The organism is Corynebacterium sp. HMSC065D07 (genome assembly GCF_001810695.1).
GTDB classification, from domain to species: domain Bacteria; phylum Actinomycetota; class Actinomycetes; order Mycobacteriales; family Mycobacteriaceae; genus Corynebacterium; species Corynebacterium hesseae.
In genome coordinates this window covers 1-19,785 of sequence record NZ_KV802424.1, presented here as the reverse complement: position 1 = coordinate 19,785, position 19,785 = coordinate 1, and the positions used below count along the sequence as shown (strand labels likewise).

The 19,785-nt window shown below is 58.9% G+C and carries 19 protein-coding genes and 1 tRNA gene; 3 read left to right on the top strand and 17 right to left on the bottom strand.

All coding sequences use genetic code 11. The annotated features are described in order from the left end of the window. Window positions 1-3: 3 nt before the first annotated feature. The 14 genes from HMPREF2760_RS01195 to HMPREF2760_RS01130 form a co-directional block, all read right to left on the bottom strand. A complete protein-coding gene (locus HMPREF2760_RS01195; protein WP_168164084.1) occupies window positions 4-1,137 on the bottom strand; it encodes a histidine kinase in 1,134 nt (377 codons plus the stop codon). Window positions 1,138-1,147: 10 nt separating this feature from the next. Next, window positions 1,148-1,972: a hypothetical protein gene (locus HMPREF2760_RS01190; RefSeq protein ID WP_070596399.1), complete on the bottom strand. Its 825-nt coding sequence runs from the start codon at window positions 1,970-1,972 to the stop codon at window positions 1,148-1,150. A 2-nt stretch (window positions 1,973-1,974) separates the two neighbouring features. Beyond that, window positions 1,975-2,634 (bottom strand): ABC transporter ATP-binding protein, encoded by a 660-nt coding sequence (locus HMPREF2760_RS01185; protein ID WP_070533753.1) that lies wholly within the window; start codon window positions 2,632-2,634, stop codon window positions 1,975-1,977. A gap of 109 nt (window positions 2,635-2,743) precedes the next feature. Beyond that, window positions 2,744-3,397, bottom strand: coding sequence for a response regulator transcription factor (locus HMPREF2760_RS01180; RefSeq protein ID WP_070523264.1), 654 nt, complete (start codon window positions 3,395-3,397; stop codon window positions 2,744-2,746). A 9-nt stretch (window positions 3,398-3,406) separates the two neighbouring features. After that, window positions 3,407-3,616, bottom strand: coding sequence for a hypothetical protein (locus HMPREF2760_RS01175; RefSeq protein WP_070533549.1), 210 nt, complete (start codon window positions 3,614-3,616; stop codon window positions 3,407-3,409). Between the two features lie 48 nt (window positions 3,617-3,664). Then, on the bottom strand, window positions 3,665-4,741 hold the full coding sequence (locus tag HMPREF2760_RS01170) for a sensor histidine kinase (RefSeq protein ID WP_070533547.1): 1,077 nt from the start codon (window positions 4,739-4,741) through the stop codon (window positions 3,665-3,667). Between the two features lie 15 nt (window positions 4,742-4,756). Further along, entirely contained in the window at window positions 4,757-5,032 is a 276-nt protein-coding gene (gene crgA, locus HMPREF2760_RS01165; protein WP_070533546.1) for a cell division protein CrgA, read from the bottom strand. A 68-nt stretch (window positions 5,033-5,100) separates the two neighbouring features. Then, window positions 5,101-7,041: a Stk1 family PASTA domain-containing Ser/Thr kinase gene (pknB, locus tag HMPREF2760_RS01160; RefSeq protein ID WP_070533544.1), complete on the bottom strand. Its 1,941-nt coding sequence runs from the start codon at window positions 7,039-7,041 to the stop codon at window positions 5,101-5,103. Between the two features lie 6 nt (window positions 7,042-7,047). Continuing rightward, window positions 7,048-8,460: a serine/threonine-protein kinase gene (locus HMPREF2760_RS01155; RefSeq protein ID WP_070533542.1), complete on the bottom strand. Its 1,413-nt coding sequence runs from the start codon at window positions 8,458-8,460 to the stop codon at window positions 7,048-7,050. Further along, window positions 8,460-9,890 (bottom strand): penicillin-binding transpeptidase domain-containing protein, encoded by a 1,431-nt coding sequence (locus HMPREF2760_RS01150; protein ID WP_070533540.1) that lies wholly within the window; start codon window positions 9,888-9,890, stop codon window positions 8,460-8,462. The genes HMPREF2760_RS01155 and HMPREF2760_RS01150 overlap by 1 nt, the downstream gene beginning before the upstream one ends. After that, window positions 9,887-11,239: an FtsW/RodA/SpoVE family cell cycle protein gene (locus tag HMPREF2760_RS01145; protein ID WP_070533538.1), complete on the bottom strand. Its 1,353-nt coding sequence runs from the start codon at window positions 11,237-11,239 to the stop codon at window positions 9,887-9,889. The genes HMPREF2760_RS01150 and HMPREF2760_RS01145 overlap by 4 nt, the downstream gene beginning before the upstream one ends. Continuing rightward, on the bottom strand, window positions 11,240-12,574 hold the full coding sequence (locus tag HMPREF2760_RS01140) for a PP2C family protein-serine/threonine phosphatase (protein WP_070523235.1): 1,335 nt from the start codon (window positions 12,572-12,574) through the stop codon (window positions 11,240-11,242). It lies immediately after the preceding gene. Next, window positions 12,571-13,023 (bottom strand): FHA domain-containing protein FhaB/FipA, encoded by a 453-nt coding sequence (locus tag HMPREF2760_RS01135; protein WP_070523232.1) that lies wholly within the window; start codon window positions 13,021-13,023, stop codon window positions 12,571-12,573. The genes HMPREF2760_RS01140 and HMPREF2760_RS01135 overlap by 4 nt, the downstream gene beginning before the upstream one ends. A gap of 45 nt (window positions 13,024-13,068) precedes the next feature. Continuing rightward, window positions 13,069-13,893, bottom strand: a complete 825-nt coding sequence (locus HMPREF2760_RS01130) for a DUF3662 and FHA domain-containing protein (RefSeq protein WP_070444456.1) — start codon at window positions 13,891-13,893, stop codon at window positions 13,069-13,071. A gap of 190 nt (window positions 13,894-14,083) precedes the next feature. On the opposite strand from HMPREF2760_RS01130, the gene HMPREF2760_RS01125 reads away from it, so the two are divergent. Further along, window positions 14,084-14,168 (top strand) — tRNA-Leu (locus HMPREF2760_RS01125). A gap of 525 nt (window positions 14,169-14,693) precedes the next feature. Here HMPREF2760_RS01125 and HMPREF2760_RS01120 read toward each other — a convergent pair. Then, window positions 14,694-15,059, bottom strand: coding sequence for a VOC family protein (locus tag HMPREF2760_RS01120; protein ID WP_070524765.1), 366 nt, complete (start codon window positions 15,057-15,059; stop codon window positions 14,694-14,696). A gap of 73 nt (window positions 15,060-15,132) precedes the next feature. On the opposite strand from HMPREF2760_RS01120, the gene HMPREF2760_RS01115 reads away from it, so the two are divergent. Together HMPREF2760_RS01115 and HMPREF2760_RS13185 are read left to right on the top strand one after the other, a co-directional pair. After that, on the top strand, window positions 15,133-16,143 hold the full coding sequence (locus tag HMPREF2760_RS01115) for a helix-turn-helix transcriptional regulator (protein WP_198530986.1): 1,011 nt from the start codon (window positions 15,133-15,135) through the stop codon (window positions 16,141-16,143). Between the two features lie 399 nt (window positions 16,144-16,542). After that, a complete protein-coding gene (locus HMPREF2760_RS13185; RefSeq protein WP_158014593.1) occupies window positions 16,543-16,701 on the top strand; it encodes a hypothetical protein in 159 nt (52 codons plus the stop codon). A 205-nt stretch (window positions 16,702-16,906) separates the two neighbouring features. On the opposite strand, the gene HMPREF2760_RS01110 is transcribed toward HMPREF2760_RS13185, so the two are convergent. Beyond that, window positions 16,907-17,674 (bottom strand): ATP-binding protein, encoded by a 768-nt coding sequence (locus tag HMPREF2760_RS01110; protein WP_070596397.1) that lies wholly within the window; start codon window positions 17,672-17,674, stop codon window positions 16,907-16,909. Window positions 17,675-17,679: 5 nt separating this feature from the next. Next, window positions 17,680-19,314: an IS21 family transposase gene (istA, locus tag HMPREF2760_RS01105; RefSeq protein WP_070596395.1), complete on the bottom strand. Its 1,635-nt coding sequence runs from the start codon at window positions 19,312-19,314 to the stop codon at window positions 17,680-17,682. Between the last annotated feature and the right edge of the window lie 471 nt (window positions 19,315-19,785).

Below are 19,785 nucleotides of genomic sequence, written 5' to 3'. Positions count from 1 at the left end.
GAATCATGGCTTCCTCCAGGTAATGAGCACCAGCCAACCATCTTCGGTAGGTTCATTGAAAGCGGTTGCACCGACAGCTCGGGCGCGCTCTTGGATGCTGATGGTGCCACGGCCCGTGGGGCTATGTGTGAAAGTGCCGCGGGTGATTATCCGCAGTTCATCATCGCTCAGCATGACATCAACAGGCGCGCCTGTTGCATGCTTGCGGGCATTTGTCAGAGCTTCTTGGGTGATTCGATAAGCCGCGATCAACTCGCCCTCCGACAAGTGGGAGGTGTCCGAAAACGTTACTGCCTGCCCTAGAGCGCGAACCTCCGAAATTAGCGCAGACAGATTTGTCGGCTGAGGGATGCGGTGTATTTCGGCATCGGAAACCGAAAGCTTGCTAACGGTCGCGCGGACATCCTGGAGTGCCTTCGTCGTCGACGAGGTCACGTGTTGGAGATGCTCTTTGGCAGCGGTGGGGTTGACATCGATGCATGCCTGTGCGGCTTGAGCTTGGATGGCGATGGCTGAGAGGTGATGGGCGGTGGTGTCGTGAAGCTCCCGCGCAATGCGGGCGCGCTCTTCGACAATGGCGTTTTCCTCAGCGAGTTCTGCTTGGCGGGCGAGGGATGCGGTGAGCTCACGGTTATTGCGGACAGCGAGTCCAATAGCAAAGAACACTATGAGGGGGAGCAGCCAGCCCAAGGCTGTGAGCAGAGTAAAAAGCGGAGGCTCGATTCCTCCCAGCGGTGGCATGGCAATGGCGCGGAGGGTGCCGACAATGAGACCCGAGATAATGAGGGAAATAGAGTCGCGAGTTTTTGACTTCGTGTGCAGCGCTAGCGAAAACGCAGCCACCGAGGCAGCGATACCGTTGTAGCCGAGGCTGTGGTCTGCGGTGACGAGACAGTAGAGGGACCACAGAAGCTCAGTAGCAGAAATCCCGAGTAGAACGCTTAAGGGAAATTTACGGCGCCAAAGCAGGAGGATGCCTTTGGTAATGATGGCAACAAGAATCAGCCAGAACTGCGCTGGAGACAATGCGGTATTGAAGGGGGTTGGTTCCATCGAGCTAGCCACTAGGAACCCAACGAGGTCAAGGGATAGAACGATGACAGCGAGAGCGATGTCTCTGGCTGAAAGGCGATTCATGAAGTCCATGTTAAAGATTTGCCCTGTAAAAGCGGGTGAGCCCAAGTCCCATGCTCACAACCGACCAGCCGGCAAGTACAGCAATACCTACCCATGGATTCATAGTCTGCGTTGCCCCCTGTCCACCAGCAATTGACACAGCAGAAGAAGGAAGCCAACTGTAAAGATACGGTTCCCACCCGGCCATGACGCCGATAGTTCCTAAGATCACTCCTGCCATCAACACTGCGACAATAACGCCGATGGCTGGACCGATCCTCCGTATGGCTAATACGACACCGATGATCGCGAGGGTCAGTAGTAGCACGGCCAAGCTGCCTCGCAGCCACACGACAGCGACATTAGAAGCAGAAGCAACCAGAGAAACATCATTCATCGGAGCCGCAACTAGTGCGATCAGTGAGTTAAGAACGCACGCTGCCACGCATACTAGGAGGACGGTAAGTACAGCCGCGATCAAAGAACGCACCCATTTCATACGCGAACCAGCGCCAACCACCTTCCACACCACTGCACCACTGGAAAATGGGTAGCTAGCTGCAGTGATTGTGAGTGCAACAATGGCGATGAGGAAGATTGAAATGCCTGTGGACTGGCCAGAACCTGTGATATCGAGGGCGGCCAATTGGAAACTGGACGTCGTGGGGTCGGAGCCGTCGATAAGCGCCTGTACTTGTTGGCCTGTTGGACTGTCACCGACTTGTGGCGGGTCAATTTTCAAAAGGAACGGAAGTGCCCACTGCAGGACAGCGCTGATGCCCGCCATCATAACTGCGAGTATGGCGACGATCAGCACGTTCGGGAGGTGGCGAAGGGTATAAAACTCGGATTTCATGTCTAGCCTTTCGTAGCGTGGGCGAAGTAGGTGGCTTCAAGGTCAGGGATTTCACTGAGAACGCCTGTGAATGTGGTGTGACCACGAGAAATGATGACTACGTCGTGGGCGATTGCGGCCGCTTCAGCCAGATGATGGGTTGCCATGATAATTGCCTTCCCACGGGAAGCTTCCGCACACAAGACTTCGCCCAGCCAACGAATGCCGTCAGGATCAAGACCAGAGGACGGTTCGTCCAAGATGATGATGTCGGGATCTTGTAACAGAGCTCCCGCTAGCGCTATACGCCGTTTCATGCCTAACGAGTAAGTTTTGAGCTGCCGGTCGCAGCGGTGCGACATATCGACAAGCTCTAAAACCTCTTGCACTCGATACTTATCGACGCCATATAGCCTCGCCATTGCTTGAAGATGCTGACGCCCAGTGAGACTGGTAACGAGGCCGCCATCGTCGAGGAGCAGCCCGATGGTGCCATTGATGTGCTTCGTTCCGGTGGCTTTCACCAAGCCGAGGGCAGCCCGGAGCGTGGTGGATTTGCCGGCGCCGTTTGGACCAAGCAAAGCGATGATCCGTCCGGGCGATGCCGTGAGGTTCGCGCCGTGGACAACCTCATGTCCGGCGAAGGAGACGGTGATGTCTCGAGCAGTGAATACGGTGTTCATACCTCTGACGATATTGATCAGGGGCATGAGAAACATCGCCTAAGCAGGCAATCTTTTGCCTCCGCCATTTGGGGGAGAAGCCCGTTAATCGAGCAGAGTTGAGTCGGGCCTAAGAGCCAGCGCCGCCCAGAATCTTGGCCACCAGGTTCAGGCGCGTGCTGGCGCCGAAGATGGTGATGAGGCGTGAGACATGCTTCTTCACGGCGGATTCGGAATAGTGGGTGGCGGCAGCGATCTCAGAATTGGAGTTGCCGGCGAGGAGGAGTTTGAGGACGGCAATTTCGGCGTCGTGAAGCTCGTGGCTCTCAATGGCGGCGGCGACGGGATCGCGTGGGGTGGCGGGTTCCCCAATGTAGTCCACCAAACGGTGCATGGCGGCGGGTGCCACGACGGTGCCGCCCTCCACGGCGGCGCGGACCGCTTCGATGATGGAGCGCGGGCGCTGGTTCTTCAAGATATAGCCCGCGCCGCCCGCCCGCAGGATCTTCAGCATCGTGTCATCCGAGTCGAAGGCGGTGACGGCCAAAAACGTCGGTGGATTTGGCGCGGAGTTAAGGTGCTTGAGCAGCGTAATGCCGTCCATGTGCGGCATGTGAATATCGGCGAGGACGAGGTCCGGCTTGGCTTCTTCAAGCTGGGCTAAGCAATCGGCGCCGTTAGTTGCCTCACCGACCACCGTGATGTCCTCGGTGGTCTGGAAGTAGACGCGGAGCGTCGAGCGAACGAGCTCATCATCATCAACGAGGAAAACCCGAATGCTCATGGGAACAGTTTAGCCGCACCACCAGAGCTGGGGGCTGTTGGAGCAACGGAAGTGGTCAGCGAATTCGCCCGCGAAAGACTTGTAGAAGGTGAATCCGGTGGACTCAGTGTTCTCAGTAGCGGTGTCAACGGTGGTGTCAGCAGGAGCCTCAGCGGCGCTGGCGATTGGTGCGGAAAACAGCGCGAGTGCTGCGGCGGCAACGGCGAGGGAAGTACGCATGTCAAACCTTTTTAAATTTAAGAAACGGCGGACTACCGGGAAAGCTTACTATATTTTTCTGAGGCTGGCGGTGGGAAGAGAAAGGCGTGTGACCCAGTGCTCGCCTTCTTTGCCGCTGCCGAAGCTGCCGTGCATTCGACGAACGCGGCGGGCGATTTCACCCAAGCCCAGATTCGTCGTCATGTATTGGCGTGATTGCTGAGCCGCAATCACGGAAGTGATCACCACGTCGATGGTCTTGGAGGTGCTTGTTGCCTCGATGCTTACACGGGATTCAGGGCGAGCGTACTTGAGGATGTTGATGGCGAGCTCAGAGAACACGAGCGATAGCTTTTCCGGCAGTGCAAGCTGGCCATTCTTGCCCACTGTTATCTGCGGTTCGCACTGAAAACCATGACTGCTCAGGAAGCTGACCATAGTGTCGAGGTCTTCCTCCAAGGACTTGACCCCCTTCGTCACGCTTTCGTTCTTCATCACGCGCAATAGATCGCGCACCTCGCCCATGGCGCGGCGGGCGTCGTCAGCAATTGCCTCTGCGGAGTCGGCCGCTGAGGGATCCGTTTGGGTCAGCGCTAGGGTCTCAGAACGCATAACCACGGAGGTTAAGGTCGCGGCTACCGAATCATGGAGGGCTGTCATAAGCGCCTCGCGCTCTTCTGCGGCGCGTTGCTCAGCGGCAAGACGCTGGTCCCAGGTCCTGCGCAGTACGGCCCCAATGACGATGGCCACCGCATACAAGACGAGCGGTATCGACAGGCTTAACGGATCGAAAACAGGCAGATAGTTTATCGAAGGATCCGTCGTGACGATGTAGGTGTACGCCACCGCTGGGGGAACCGCCCACAGCCAGCGCGTGCGAAACGCCACGATGCCGACGATGACGGGGCTCCACGCCAGGAGCAGGAATGACCGCCAATCGGAAAACCACATCGCCAGCGCAAAAAGCGCACCGTACCCGCAGGCCGCCACGCGTGGGTAGCGGACGGCCAGCGGCGTCAGGGTGACGCCGAGGCCAGCGAGGACGAGTGCGCCGGGGGTGAGGAAGTTTTTATCCACCGTGACGGTGAGCATCACCAAAATGATGCAGCCGACGCCGGCGATGCTATAGAACTTCGAGGAGTTCATCGGCGGCGCTGAAAGCTAACGCCAACCCATCGTCATCAGGAGACCGATGATGGCCAAGCCGAAGCCGATGCCGTAGTTCCACGGCCCCAGTGCCTGCATGAACGGAATGGACTCGCCCGCCAGGTAGTTCACCACGAGCCAGAGCAGGCCGATGAGCATGAGGCCCAGCATGATGGCGATGTACCACTTCGGGGTGCCCTCAGAGTTGATCTTGACCGGGGTGCGGTTAGTAGCAGAGCTGGAGGACTGCGGGAGTGCGGAGCCCTCCGTCGTGATCTTGGACTTTGGCATTATTACACCTTCACGAAGAATAGGGGTGGTTAATCTGTGGGATACCTTAGCAGCTGCGGTACTGAGAGCTACTGCGGCAGCAACGCTGCCGGGTCAAACTCCCAGAAACGGACCTGGATGGTCTGATCCTTGCGGATGACATCGCCGCGGCTTGCCGACGCCCACCCAATCTTGTTGCTGTCGATCGGGTTCGACGTCGGGATGCGCTCGCCTACCTCCAAGGAGCCGGACCAGCCCTTGGCGCGCAGCGCGGATTCAGCTTCCTGCTGCGTGGAGTGCACAAGCTCCGGTGCCTGGATGAGCATCGCGTTAGAGACCTCCAGCGTAACAGGGCTGCCCTTCGGAAGCTTTTGGCCCTTCTCGACGACCTTGAGCACCTGGTTTTCCGGCAGCTCAGAATCCACCGAATTCACGGTGACATCAAAGTCCATGGAGGACAGCATCTCAACCGCGCGATCGCGGTCCATGCCGCTGACGTCCGGAACGCTGACTTCCTTCTGGCCCTTGGACACCGTTATGCGGACCTTCGAACCCTTGGACAGCTGCGCGCCGCCCGCTGGGTTCTGGGAAATGATCTCGCCCGCGGGGGCTTCATCATTCACCTGCTCCACGTCGCTATTCAGCTCCAGGCCGGCTTCCTCCAGCGCAGTGGTGGCTTCATCCAGCTTCATGCCGGTGAGGTCTGGGACCTCGGTGACTTCCTTGCCGGAAGACACAGTCAACGTGACTGACGAATTCTTCTGCAGCTCCGAACCTTCCGCCGGGTTGACCCGGATAACCTTGCCACGCGGCACATCGGGGCTGGGCTCTTCGTTGACGGTTACCAACAAGCCAAGCTTCTCCAGCTCCGCCACCACTTCATTGCGTGGGCGGTTGGCCACCTTCGGGATCGTGACCATGCCAGAGCGTTTGGCCGCCTCGTGCTGCGCCTGTTCGCGCTCGCGGGCCTCCTGGCGGGAGCTGTCCCAGAAATCCCAGGCAAAATAGCCAATGATGGCCACGAGGGAGGCGGCGAGCAACGCCGCCAGCCACTTGAGACCGGATCCAGATTCCTCATCGTCGGAGGGGCGGGTGGAGGCCACCGGCGCGCGGTGTTGCGCGGACACGGGTGCCACCATCGTGGTGGGGTGATCCTCGTCGTTGACGTGAGAGCGCGCCGCTTCGGGCAGCTGGCCCTGGGATAAGCGTTCGAGGTCATCGCCCATCTCCCACGCGGACTGGTAGCGGTCCGCTGGGTGCTTGGCCATCGCCGTGAGCACAACGGCGTCAACGCCGAGTCGCTGCCGTTCCGTGAGGTCCGCAGTGATGAAGTCCGACGGCGGTGTTGGTTCCTCTTGCACGTGCTGATAGGCCACCGCAAACGGTGTCTCACCTTCAAAGGGAGTGCGCCCGGTGACCGTTTCATACATGACGCAGCCCAGGGCGTAGACGTCGGAGCGGGCGTCGGCAGGCTTGCCCCGCGCTTGTTCCGGGGAAAGATACTGCGCGGTGCCGATGACGGCGGAGGTCTGCGTCATCGCGGACGTGGAATCATCCAGCGCGCGGGCGATGCCGAAGTCCATGACCTTCACCTGGCCGGTGTTGGTGAGCATGATGTTGGCCGGCTTGATGTCGCGGTGGATGATGCCTGCCTCGTGGGAAGACTGAAGGGCATCCGCTACCGGCTTCAGCACGCGCGCGGCTTCTTCCACCGGCATGGGGCCATCCTCACGGACAATGTCGCGCAGGGTGCGCCCCTGCACGTATTCCATGACGATGTAGGGCACCATCAGGCCGTCGATGTCTTTTTCACCCGTGTCGAAGACAGCGACGATGTTCGGGTGGTTGAGCTTGCCGGAGTTCTGGGCCTCGCGGCGGAAGCGCTCACGGAAATTAACATCGCGCGCCATGTCGGGGCGCAGCATCTTGATGGCAACGGTGCGCCCCAAGACGGTGTCCTCGGCCTCGTAGACCTCGGACATACCGCCGGTGCCGATGGACTGGCGGAGGTGGTACCGATCACTGACCATGGTGGGTTACTGGCCTCCCTGTAGTGCGGATTCTTCGGTGGGGTTGTTCTGTGAGTCTAGTTCGGGCTCGAGCGTTGGGCTGTCATTGACCTGTGGCTGCGTCTCCTCCACGGGGAGGGTGGGCAGTTCCTCATGGGTCGTGTGGTGTGTGGTCACGGAAGGGGAAGGGATGACAGAGTGCGTCGTTGTGACGGTGACTTGAGTAGGTTCCTCTTCCACGGTGGTGATCTCGACGGTCTCGGGGCTTTCCGGTTCCTCTTCCACCGTCGTCTCTGGCTCTACCGTTTCGGTCACGATGACCTCGGTGGGCGGAGGCGGCGGAGTTGGAGAGGTGTTACCCCACAGCCTATAGGCCATGAAGCCAATAGCCACGAGGGCGGCGATGGCCACGGCGATGAGCAGCCCAGTGCCGAAGCCCCCCTGCTTGGCAGGGCGCTCTTCAGACTGCGGTGTGGAAACGGCCGGACGCACCGTGGTGGGGTGCGCCATGTTGGCCAGCATCTCCGTGGAGGCGGAAGGCGAGGGTTCGGCTGCGATAGGCGCGAGCGCCGCGGACTTCGGCTGAGGCGGGCGCTGGCCTTGGCGCACGGCAGCAATCGCGTTGGTGAACTCGTTGCCGTCGGCGAAGCGGGTGCCCGGGTCCTTGCGCAGGGCCATGCCGATCAGTTCACGGGTGGGCGCGCTAATCGACGTCGACAAGGGCTCCGGCGCCTGACTGATGTGCGCCAGCGCCACCGATACCGAGGAATCGCCGCTGAAGGGGCGCTTACCAGCCAGCATTTCATAGCCCACGACGCCGAGCGAATAGACGTCAGAGGTCGGGCCGACTTCATATCCCTGGGCTTGCTCGGGGGAGACGTATTGGGCGGTGCCGACGACCATTCCCGTGCGGGTCAGCGGCACCGCGGCGGCGGCCTTGGCGATACCAAAATCGGTGATCTTGACTTGCCCATTTTGGGTAATCATGAGGTTGCCGGGCTTGATATCGCGGTGCACGAGGCCCATGTGGTGGATCACGGAGAGGCCGTGGGAGGCCTGCTCCATGACGTCGAGGGCCAGCGTTTCCGGCAGTGCGCCTTCGCGGGCTAAGAGATCCGCCAGGGATTCTCCGCGAATGTACTCCAAGGCCATGTAGCAGAAGATGCGGCCGTTATCCTCGAGCTCCCGGTAGTCGTACGTAGCTACGACGTTTTCGGAATCGATGGATTCTGCGGCCTTGGCCTCGTTGCGGAAGCGCGAGAGGAACTCGTTGTTATCGGAGAACTCTGGGCGCAGGACCTTGAGGGCGACCTCGCGGTCATTGCGGACGTCGTCCGCCAGCCACACCGTGGACATGCCGCCGTGGCCGACTATCCACTGCAGCTGGTAGTCCTCGCCGATGAGTGCTTGTAGGTGTTCCTTATTATCAGCGCTGTTCACTACTGCTCACCTCCGTATGCGCGCAGGATGGCGCGGCCGATGGGCGCGGAGACTTGGCCGCCGTAGGCATTCTGGCCTAGGTGCCCGCCGTCCTTGACCACGACGCCTACCGCGATGTCCTTGTCCGGATCGAAAGCCACGTACCACGCGTGCGGGGCAAGGCCCTCGCCGTGCTCGGCGGTACCGGTTTTCGAGGCGAAACCGTTCCCGTCATAGCCATAGGTGCTGTGCTCGGAGGCAAACATGAGGTCCTTGATGGTGTTGGCCGTCTCTTCGCTGACGGCTTCGGCAGCCTGGCGTGGCTGGGTGGAGCGCAGCTCATTCATCTGGGCATCGGTGATGCGGTTGATCAGGTAAGGCTCCATGCGCTTGCCCTGGTTAGCGATGGTCCCGGCCATGATAGCCGCCTGCAGGGCGGACATGGTCACGTCGCGCTGGCCGATGGAGGATTGGGCGACTTGGGCGCCGTCGCCAAGCTCGCCCAGCGCACCAGCGGAAGTCTCCACACCGAGCGAGTACTTCTCACCCACGCCGAAGCCCTCCGCATACTTGCGCAACTCATCGGCGCCGATGCTCTCTGACATCTGCGCAAAAGCCGTGTTGCAGGACAGCGCGAAGGCCGTATGTAGGGTGACGCTCTCTGCGCCGCCGCAGGCTCGGTTGCCGTCGTTGGTCAGCTCCGTGACGGAATCGGGCAGCGTGATGGAGGCGGCGCCGGTCAACGTGGAGTTCGGGTTGAAACCGTTATTGAGGCCGGCGGCGGTGGTGATGATCTTAAAAATCGAGCCCGGGGGCAGGGTGTCCTGCGCAGCGTGGTTAACCAGCGGCGTGCCTTCTTGATTCTGCAACTGTTCCCACCGTTCGCTGGCGTTGTCACCGAGCAGGTCGGAGACGTTGAAACTAGGGGTGGAGGCCATGGCCAGAATCTTGCCCGTCGAGGGCTGGATGGCCACGGCTGCGCCGTTATAGCCGGGCCCGGCTAGCTGGTCGTAGGCGGCTTGCTGCAGTGCGGGATCGATGGTGACCTCGACGTTCGCTCCCATCTGGGGTTTTCCGGAGAGCGTGTCGAGCCAATTGCGCGCCAGCAGCGAATCATCCTTGCCGTTGAGGATGTCATTCTGGGATGCCTCCAGCTGGGAGGCGCCGAAGCGCTCCGAAAGGTAGCCGGTGATGTTGGCGAAGGCGGGGGAATCGGCAGGGTAGGAGCGGGAGTAGTTTCCCTCGGCGTCGGCAGTGGACTGCGCTAAAACCGTGTCGCCAGCGAAAATCTGGCCGCGCGGGGTCGTGCGCATCTCCAAGAAACCGCGAACGTTCTTGGGGTTATGGGCGTATTTGTCGTCGGAGAACGCCTGGATCACGGTGAGGTTCACCAGGAGCACGGCGGTAAGGATGAGGGCAAAGAGGGAAACGAGGCGGATCGATCTGTTCATCGGCTTGCCTCCTGGACGGCTGGGAATAGGGACGTGTCAGTGGGCGCGTTCGAGGTCTGCTCGCGCGCCGGGCGGCGCGCCGCATTGGAGATTCTCAGAAGGATGGCCAGCAGCATGTAATTGGCCATGAGCGAAGAACCACCCGCGGACATGAAAGGCGTGGTCAGACCAGTCATGGGCAGCAGCGCGGAGATGCCGCCGGTGACGACGAAGACTTGCACGGCCAAGGTGAGCGCGAGGCCAGAGGCGACCAGTTTGCCATAGGTATCGCGGCAGGTCAGCGCGGTACGGAATCCGCGCGAGACCAGCATGGCAAAGAGAATGAGCACGGCGGCGAGGCCGATGAGGCCGAATTCCTCACCAATCCCGGCCAGGATGAAGTCCGAGTGCGCTACCGGAACCATGTCCGGGTGGCCCTGGCCCAAGCCGGATCCGGTAATGCCGCCGGAGGACATACCGAACAGAGCTTGGGAAAGCTGGTAGCCGGTGGAGTCATAATTGCCCAACGGATCCAAGAAGTTGGAGAAGCGCTGCTGGATCTTGTCCGAAACCTGGTAGATGCTGAAGCCACCGACCCCCACGAGGATGACGCCGATGAGCAACCAGCTCACGCGGTTGGTAGCCATAAAGAGCATGCCGAGCACGGTGCTAAACAGCAGCAGGGCGGGACCGAAGTCATTGGAAATGCCCATGATGATAATCGCGATGCCCCAGATCACCAGGATGGGAGCCAGATCTCGCAGGCGTGGCAGAGAAATGCCGAGGAACTTGTAGCCGGCCACCGTGAACAGCGAGCGCTTCTGGGTAAGCAGCATGGCGAAGAACAGGATCAGCAAGATCTTGGAGAACTCGCCCGGCTGGATAGAAAATGGCCCCAGCCACAGCCAGATGCGAGCGTCCACGCCCGGCGGTTGCGGCCACACGAGGGGCAAGGCGAGAAGGATCAGGCCGAGCGCGCCCAAGATATAGGAGTACCTGGTCAGTGAGCGGTGATCGCGTAGGAGAATGAGCACCAGCGCGAAGAGGATGAGGCCGACGATGGTCCACATCACCTGTCGCACCGCCAGCCCGCCGCCATTCGCCAGGTCGAGGCGCTTCAACAGAATGAGCCCGGTGCCGTTGAGCACCGCGACGATGGGAAGCATGAGCTGATCCGCGTAGGGCGCGAGGAAGCAGAGCACCAAGTGAGCGACGGCGAAGACGCCGATGAATCCACCGATGAGGTAGAGGACATCGAGGGTCAGCACGTTGCCCTGCGACAACTCGAGGCTGACCAGGGTGATGGCGAAGACCACGGTGGCGAGCACGAGCAGGCCGAACTCGGTGCCGCGGGAAAAGAACTTACTCATCTACTTCACCTCCCGGCAGTTTCCTTTGGATTCGCTCTTGGCATCTTTGTTTTTCTCGTCCTTCGACGCCTTCGGGCAGGGCTTGAGCGCCTTGTCCGAGAGCTGCGAAAGCTGTGTTTGCACCTCGTCATAGGAGCCGGAGGGCAGGTTGCCCACGGCAGCGCGTTCGGATTCGGGCAAATCCTTCAGCGCGAACGGTGCGAAATCACCGTCGCAGGCGCCGTGCCCCAGCTTGAGCGCATTGTCCTTGTTTAGGCACGCATTCTGATACGTGTGGTGTAGCGGGCGGCCGAAGATCTCATAGTCCGCGCCTTCTTGGATGGTGAGGACGCCTTCTTCATCGGCGGTCACGTAGTAGTTGCTGCCCAGGTAACTTTTCATCCAGAGGCCGCCGCTGATGACCAGCACGATGATGATGGCAAGGCACGCAATGACCTTCCACCCAATCCGGCTTCGCTGTGGCCGCCGCTGTGGTTCGTCCTGGGGCTTCTCCTCAGCGGCCTGCGCTTTTGGGGGCGAGATTAGCTTCGCGGCGCGGCTCGCGGAAGAATCGGGGTGCGTTGGTTCCGGGACGACGCCTTGGACGGCACCGACGGTGATTGGGGCTACGTCATCGCCCTCACCGTCCACGACCTCCGCCACCACGATGGTGACGTTGTCCGGGCCGCCGGAGCGCAGCGCTAGATCCCGCAGGGTGGTGGCGGCCTCTTCGACCGTGCCCTGCTTCAGAGCTTGCTCGATGGTAGAGGCCGTCACCGGATCCGACAGGCCGTCCGAACACAGCAGGAGGCGGTCGCCCGGTTCAGCATCGAGCGTAAAGAGCGTCGGCTCCACGGGCCGGCCGGTATAGGCCTTGAGGATCAGTGACTTCTGCGGGTGGGAGGAGACATCTGCCGGATCGAGCTTGCCCTCATCGACGAGGGACTGCACGTAGGTGTCATCCTTGGTGATCTGGGTCAGCTTGCCCTCGCGTAGCCGGTAGCCGCGGGAATCACCCACGTGGCACACGCCGAATTCGGATCCGTTAAAGAGCAGGGCGGTTAGCGTGGTGCCCATGCCCTCGGTCTCCGGGTGCTCGTCCACGTGCTCGCGGATCGCCGCATTGGCGTCCTCTGCTGCGGCCCCAAGGAGCGCCAGCATGTCATTATCGCCTGGATCGCGCTCGAGGGAGGCCATGTGCTCCACCATGGTGGTGGAAGCAACCTCGCCGGCTGCGTGGCCTCCCATGCCGTCGGCCAACATCAGCAGGTGCGGGCCCGCGTGGGCGGAGTCCTCGTTGTTTTCGCGGACCAGTCCGCGGTCCGTCACTGCAGTAAAAGTCAGGCTTAAAGTCATGCCATCAACCTCACGGTCGTTCGGCCAAGTTTGATATCGGAGCCGACTCCGACTCGTTCTGGCTGGTCAATGCGAACGCCACCAACGAAGGTGCCGTTGCGGGATTCGAGGTCCTCCACGAACCACTCGCTGCCCCGGCGGAACAAACGGGCGTGGTGACCGGAGGAGAAATCATCACCAGTGACAAAGTCACAGTCCTGTGCGCGGCCCATCGTACAGTCCTCAAGAGTGCCTAGCTCCATGTGGGAACCGCGCAGCGGCCCGTCCACGATGGTGATCTCACGCGGCGCTTCGCGACGCCTCTGGGCCCCCTTCACCGGGGCCGATGCCTGGTAGACGCCGGCGGCCTTATTGGCATCGCGACGCATGGCGTTGAGTGCGGCCAAGATGAACAGCCACAGCAACACCAGCAGGCCGATGCGCAGCGAGAGCAGCACGATCGAATCCATGGAAAGTCCTTACGCTAAAAAATCTGGAAAAGTTGCTGAGGCGGCTTAGTAGCCTTGGTTCTCAAGGCCGGTGATGCGCACCTCGATGTGGGAGTGGCCGAGGGTGATCACGTCGCCGTCGGCAAGCAGCCAGTTCTCAATCGGGGTGTCGTTCACGGTGGTGCCGTTCGTGGATTGCAGGTCCACCAGCACGGCGTCCTGGCCGTTCCAGGTGATCTCCGCGTGCTGGCGGGATACACCGGTATCGGGCAGGCGCAGGTCCGCGTCATTGCTGCGGCCCAGGATGTTGGAGCCCTCCTGCACGTGGTAGACGCGGGAGGAGCCGTCCTGCAGCATGAGTGTTACCGCTGGGCCCTGCGGCGCCGGCTGGTTCGGGGTGGGCGCCATAAAGGCGGTGGTTGCGGCCTCATCGGCGTTGTGCGGCTGGGTCATAGAGTCCTCCTGACCATGGTCGTGGTGGAAAATCGCATCAAATCCGGTTTCTTCGGTGGGCTCGTGATCCAAAAAGGAGGACACGCGCAACTGCCCAGTCCGCAGTCCCGACTCCTCCGCGATGCGTACGATGACCGGCCCGGCGAGGGACCAGCCACTGTTACGGATGAAGCGGGTGAGCTGATCAGCTAGATCCTTGGGAACACCCCGGTCTTGGGAGAGGTTCTCGATATCTTTGGAGGATACGCCGACGGTCATGACGTTGGGGCTATACAGCTTGCCATCATCACCGCGGGACAAATTGTCCTGCGCCTCCTGCTTGAGAAGCTCCTCAATCTCAGCGGGGACGACCTTGCCGCCGAAGACAAAGGCCATGCCGTTGTCCAGTCCGCGTTGCAGGGAAGAATCCAGCTTGGCGAGCTTATCTAGCAATGCCATTGGAAGGGCCGTCCTCCTTTCGGGATGTTTTCAGGGAGAGATATAGCAGCGATCAGTATAGGGTGCTTTCCTTGACTTAACGTAGACGCGCGCGGCAAAGTTCCCTGGAAAGTTCAGGTTTGCCAGCGGATTTGTAGATTCGCTGGGGCTGCGTGCTAAAGTTAGCTAGTCGCCAAGACATCAATACCCTGCCCGGGTGGCGGAATTGGCAGACGCGCTGGCTTCAGGTGCCAGTGTCCTTATAGGACGTGCGGGTTCAAGTCCCGCCCCGGGCACGCTGAGCAGTTGAACAAACTGCGACACCGGAGGTAACAAACTCGAAAGGGTTCGTGACCTCCGGTTTCTTTCTTTTTCTGAACTTTGGCGGTCGAGGATTGCAAGTGTGGGGATTTACATCCTAAATCCCGCCCGCGCCGGTCGACACGTCTTTCGAATTTTGTTTTCGATGGTGTCAACAAGTCATCTTGATCTGACACCCTTCTTTTGAGTTTCGGTTTATTGTGTAGGCAGTCAGTCCGAGGCTTGATGTTTGCTTAGGTTTGGTTGGCAGGGTCGAGAGGATAATAGTTTTATTGCATGATCTCGATCTCGTAGTTCGATTTGGGGCCGGGCCATTACTTTCGGTGGATCTCTGCTGCGCCCATAGGCCAAGCAGTTTTAGGGGTTCGTTGTACGGGAAAGCTGGTGTGCCTAAACCATCCTTGACTTGAGATCCTACTTAGGGGCACTTGGAATCCTCCAACTGAGGTGGTTCCCGGGGCGTTGGAGGATTTCCTAGTCGTTGAATCCTGATCTAGGAGTTAATCGACTGGGCTGACGCGGATAAGGTTTCCATCAGGGTCGGCAACAACGAAGGTGCGGCCGAAGACATCATCGTAGGGTGGCTGCACAATTTGGACTCCTTTTGATTTCCATAGACGGTATGTCTCATCGATGCGGCTTGCCGGTCCATCCAGCATCAAACCTATTTCGCTCGTTCGCGGTGTTTGTTTCTCCATGTGGGTGTTATGGCCGGTCCACACAGCAAACAGGACATCCTTTGAAATTTCGAATGCTACATATCGAGGACTGATGAACGATGGCTGCATATCGAATAAGTCGCTGTAGAAGGCAGTCGAGATCTCTGTATCGGAGACATAGGTTAGGAAAAGATTGGGGGTTGGCATTGCCATTCTCCTTTCGGTGAGTGGTGTTGTTTACGTGGACGCAGTGCATTCGAGCAAACAAACCTGACAAGGAGTGTCATATTCCGGAAAATATTGTGGTTCCAGCGATAATTACGGCATGAGATCGGCGCGCCTGTTGTCTATGCTCTTGCTATTGCAAACCCGAGGCCGTGCTACGGCTGCCGAGCTGGCTTCGCATTTTGAGGTTTCCCAGCGCACAATACTGCGTGACGTTGATGCACTCTCGGCCGCAGGAATACCTGTTTATACGGAGCAAGGTATGCATGGTGGGATTGTGCTCGATAGGCGCGCTCGATTGAACGCTTCTCGATTGGATCCGACTGAGATTCAGCTGATGAGGATTCTTGGCGTCGGGGCAGATTCACTCGCACACTTGGGGTTTGGCCAAGACATCGCCCTGCTGCAGAAGAAAATGAACGCAGTCTCATTCTCTAAAGCGTCCGATACTCATAATTTGGAAGAAAAGGTCCTACTTGATTCCAGTGGCTGGTTTAGCAATGAAACCCAAAACGACTTAGAAGAGTTGCTAGAGGCTGTACGGAAAGAAGCTCGAATTGAGGTGTCCTATCGCCGAAGCGGGGACAAGAAGCAACAACGTGCTGTGGCTGATCCTTATGGGCTTGTACACAAGGGTAGAAGTTGGTACTTGGTCGTTGATATCGATGGGGAACCAAGGATGTTGGCAGTCTCGCGTTTAGAAACCTTTCGCGTTTTAGGTCAAGCTGCTCAGCTTCGTCCAGGGCAAAGTTTGGCAAGGGTGTGGGCGCAGCTCGTTGAGCAATTAGAAGAAGACATGCCAGTTCGAATCACCGCACTTCTTCGAGCGACTCGGCTTGATATGGCATCTCGTATTTTGGGATCACGGCTTATCCATTATGAACCCGTGGACGAAAACTTTGTCCGTATCGTGGTGGGATATGCGGATATTCAGGGGGTAAGGCAATTGCTTCAGTTTGGGGACCACATCTGGGTCACCGATCCCCCGGAAGCAGTAAAAATCACTGCTGATCTAGCTAATGAACTTGCGAAACGACATAGTGGGACCACAAATCCTGAATCGTAGAAACCGAAGATGGGTACTGGGATGCCGTCGTAACAGGCCTGCTGAAAACGGTAAGAGGTGCGCTAACAATCTAGGAGCTCTCGTGGATCTTATGATTGGAGAAAAGTAAGTAACGATGGCTTTCGCTTCACTCGCAGGGTGGTGGAGTAAGGGCTTTGGAGGTTCAGAGCGCCTTCAAGGCGGGCGAGGGCCTCTTACCACTGGTGAAGCCGCAGCGTAGTGCGGGCATCTTAGCCGGTCTACAATCTTCCCACTTCACATTGAGGGTCTTTACCATGACGATTCTGTGTGATCTACCAAGGGTGTGAGAGCAGGTTTACATGTCACTCATGAGAATTCAGGTGAGCACGACTTAGAGGTTGAGGTACGCAAAATATTTCGGCCATAGTGTTGCGGATTATGCGCCCTTATCAGATTGTGGCCACTGAGCGCATTGTCACCAAGGTGCTAGCCGGTATCCACAACCACAAGTTGCTCGGCACGGTTAACGCTGGTGGCTATATTTGGCACACGACGGGATCAGGAAAACACAGACCTCGTTTAAGACGGCGCAGTTAGTAGCGCAGTATCACTTCACTTCCCCGAGGATTAATGCTGGCATGAGCAAAACGACCACAGCGACAAGGTGCGTCGTGGCTGCTGTTTCCCAGCGCTCGTGCGCGATAAAATGCTAAGAAGACCGAAATGGTAGCGGCGTGGTGAGTATCTGGTAGCGCCTGAGTGAGTACCTGGTAGCGGTATCTCACTCAGGCTTTGTCGGTTGTTATGCGTTGGTGGTCAGGCGCATGTTTGGTCCTTCCAATGTGATGATCTCGGCGCCGGAGACGAGTCGGTTGAGGATTGACTCGGAGATCACGGCGTCGGGGATGGACTTGTACCACTCCAGTGGGGTGAATTGTGAGGTCACTATCGTTGAGACTTTGCCTTCTCGCCCGGCGAGGATGTTGAGAAGTTGGTGCGCGGTCGCGGCATCCACAGGTGTGGTCAGGAAGTCATCGAGGACCAGGACGTCGACGTCGTGGAGCTGCTGGATGAACTTCAGCCGTGTGGGGTTATCGGGTTGGAGGACTGCTAGTTCGGCGGCGAGCATGTCGGTGCGGTAGAACCGTGCGGAGTAGTCGTTGCGGCATGCTGCGGTGATGAGTGCTTGGGCGAGGTATGTTTTACCGACTGAGGACTTGCCCAGGATGACAATGTTTTGACCTAGGTGGCACCATTGTCCGTGGGCGAGTCTGCTGACTTGCTCGGGGTTGATGTTGCGGTCAGGCGTGCAGACCACGTTTTCAAGGCAAGCATCAAGGTTTGGCGATCGGGATGCTTTTAGCAGTTTGTTGATGCGTCGTTCACGCCTGGCTGCGACTTCTTTATCGAGTGCGTAGAGCACCTTTTGGGAAAACGTCCATGCGTCGAATGCGGGATCGTTGGCGATATCGATGACGCTTTTGCCGAAGGCAGTCATCCGCAGTGCGGTGAAGTCGGCCAGGACGGATTCGTCAAGGAAGCGATCTGTTGGCGGGGTTGGTGAGGACATGGGTTTTAGTTTCCTTTCTTAGCGAGGTTGTCCATGCTGAACTGGTCTGCACCGCCAAGGAACGCGCCGGTGGTGTCCCGGTCAGCGGCTACAGGTCGGGCGGGTTGGTTGGTGGTGGTGCTGCGCGGGGGCTGGTCAAACCCGCGTGGTCGGGTTGCGTGTTCCTTGCGGACAGCGGTCATCATGTTTTTGACTGCGGTATATGACACTGCCCGCCGACTGCCGTCGTTGGCGGTCAGGCGTTGGCATGCTTCTTCCAGGATTGGTTTGTTGGCATGTTTGCCCATTGACAGCACGTTTCGGCAGGACTGGTATGCCTGGGCCGGGATGGCTTTCGCCGTAATGAGTTCTTCGATGACCTTGCGTGTTGCCGGGCCAACTTTGCTGGCTTCGCGGTAAAAGTAGTCGCTTGTCCACAGTCCACGGGTGGAGTCCATCCCAGATGGAATGTGCTCGTAGTCAGTGACATAGGCCCCACGCTTATGTGAAACCCGGTGGGTTGCCACGGTTGCCCCTTGGTCAAAGACGGTCAACATCTGGCCGGTGATGCGCACATCGACAGTGCGGCCAACAAGCTGGTGCGGAACGGAGTAGCGCACTGTTGCAACCGTGACATGGAAATCCGGGGCCACTTTTGCCCGTTTCCACTCGGTGTGTTGCCACGGGGTTGCCGGCAGATCCGCAAGCAGATGCTGTTCGTACTCTTCAAAGAGATCCCTGCGGCTTGACTGCTGGCTGCGAAACGGCACGGAGGCGTTGATTGCGTCGACGACGCCCACAATCTTTTCGTTGAGCTCGTCCAAATCAACACACTGGTGGCTATTAACCGCGTGGATGACTTTGTGTGTGACGATCTTTACCGCAGCTTCCACATTTGCTTTATCCTTCGGACGACGCGCGCGTGTGGGAAGTGCTGCTGTGTTGTAGTGCTCCAAGAACTGCTGGTAGGTGTCGTTGACCTTCCGATTCCTATCGGCAGTGCTGATCGCATTCGACGCCGTCGACGCGTTATCTGGGACAACAACCTGGCAGACCCCACCGAAGTAGTCAAACGCTTGACGGTGAGCATCAAGCCAGGACTGTTGCCGCTGGTCAACACACGTACATGCAAAGAGCATCCCTGAATATGGCAGCGAAGCGACGAAAACACTGACTTTCGCACCCGGTGTGCCCGCAGGGTCGTACAGGCGCATCTTAGTCCCAGCCCAGTCCACCTGCATCGTATGCCCTGGTGCATGGGTGATCCGGGCGGTAAGCCCGGCCGCGTCGACATGGCAGGCAACCAATTGGCGGAAACGGTCGTAGCTGTAATGACGCTGGCCCGGCTGGGCCGGCGTTGTGGTGTAGCGAGCCCACAATACTTGCAGTGTGAGCTTCACCCGCCCTGTGCGTGCTTTAACGACCGCGTCAAAGTCAATCGGGACGAACTCGCCTTGCCCGCTACTGCGTCTATCTACGAATATCTCGTCCAACTCGTCATTCGTCAGCGCCGCGACCTGTTCAACGGTGGTCAGACCAAGGTTTCGCAGTGCTTGGCTTGCTCGTGAAATCGCGCGGTGCGAGCACCCGAGCTGGTGTTCAATCTGGCGGTAAGAACGCTGCTGAATCAGCAGCGTCATCACCGCACGGTAATCCGTCATGAGCAGACTCCTTCCAGTACGAGCCGCACCCGGGTGGTGCGGCTACCGGAAGTATCACCCTGAGCGCTGTGAGCTGCTACCGGATACTCACTGAAGCGCTACCGGAAAGTCACGACGCTGCTACCAAATAGCCGGTCGCAACAATAAAATATATCCCCATGCGGTGAATGCTATTGCCGTGGGGAAGAGCCCAAGGTATATGACTCCGAAAGAGGCGGATGCGGGCGCGGTCGATAGGTCATATATCAGTGTGTTGGTCCAAGGTGACAGGCCTATTGTCCCTGCAGCGGCTCCAGTTATGCTTGTGCTGTCTGTGTCTTGTAGGAGACGCTTTGTAAGACTGTTGCTCCGCTGTAGAGGAAGGCTCGATTTTCTCACGTGTGGGGAGCGCGGTGCGCGCTTTCTGCCGTGACTGAGGAAGTAGCCCTCATACGCAAAGCGGCCCTTCCGGTTTTAGAGTGCGTTGATTTT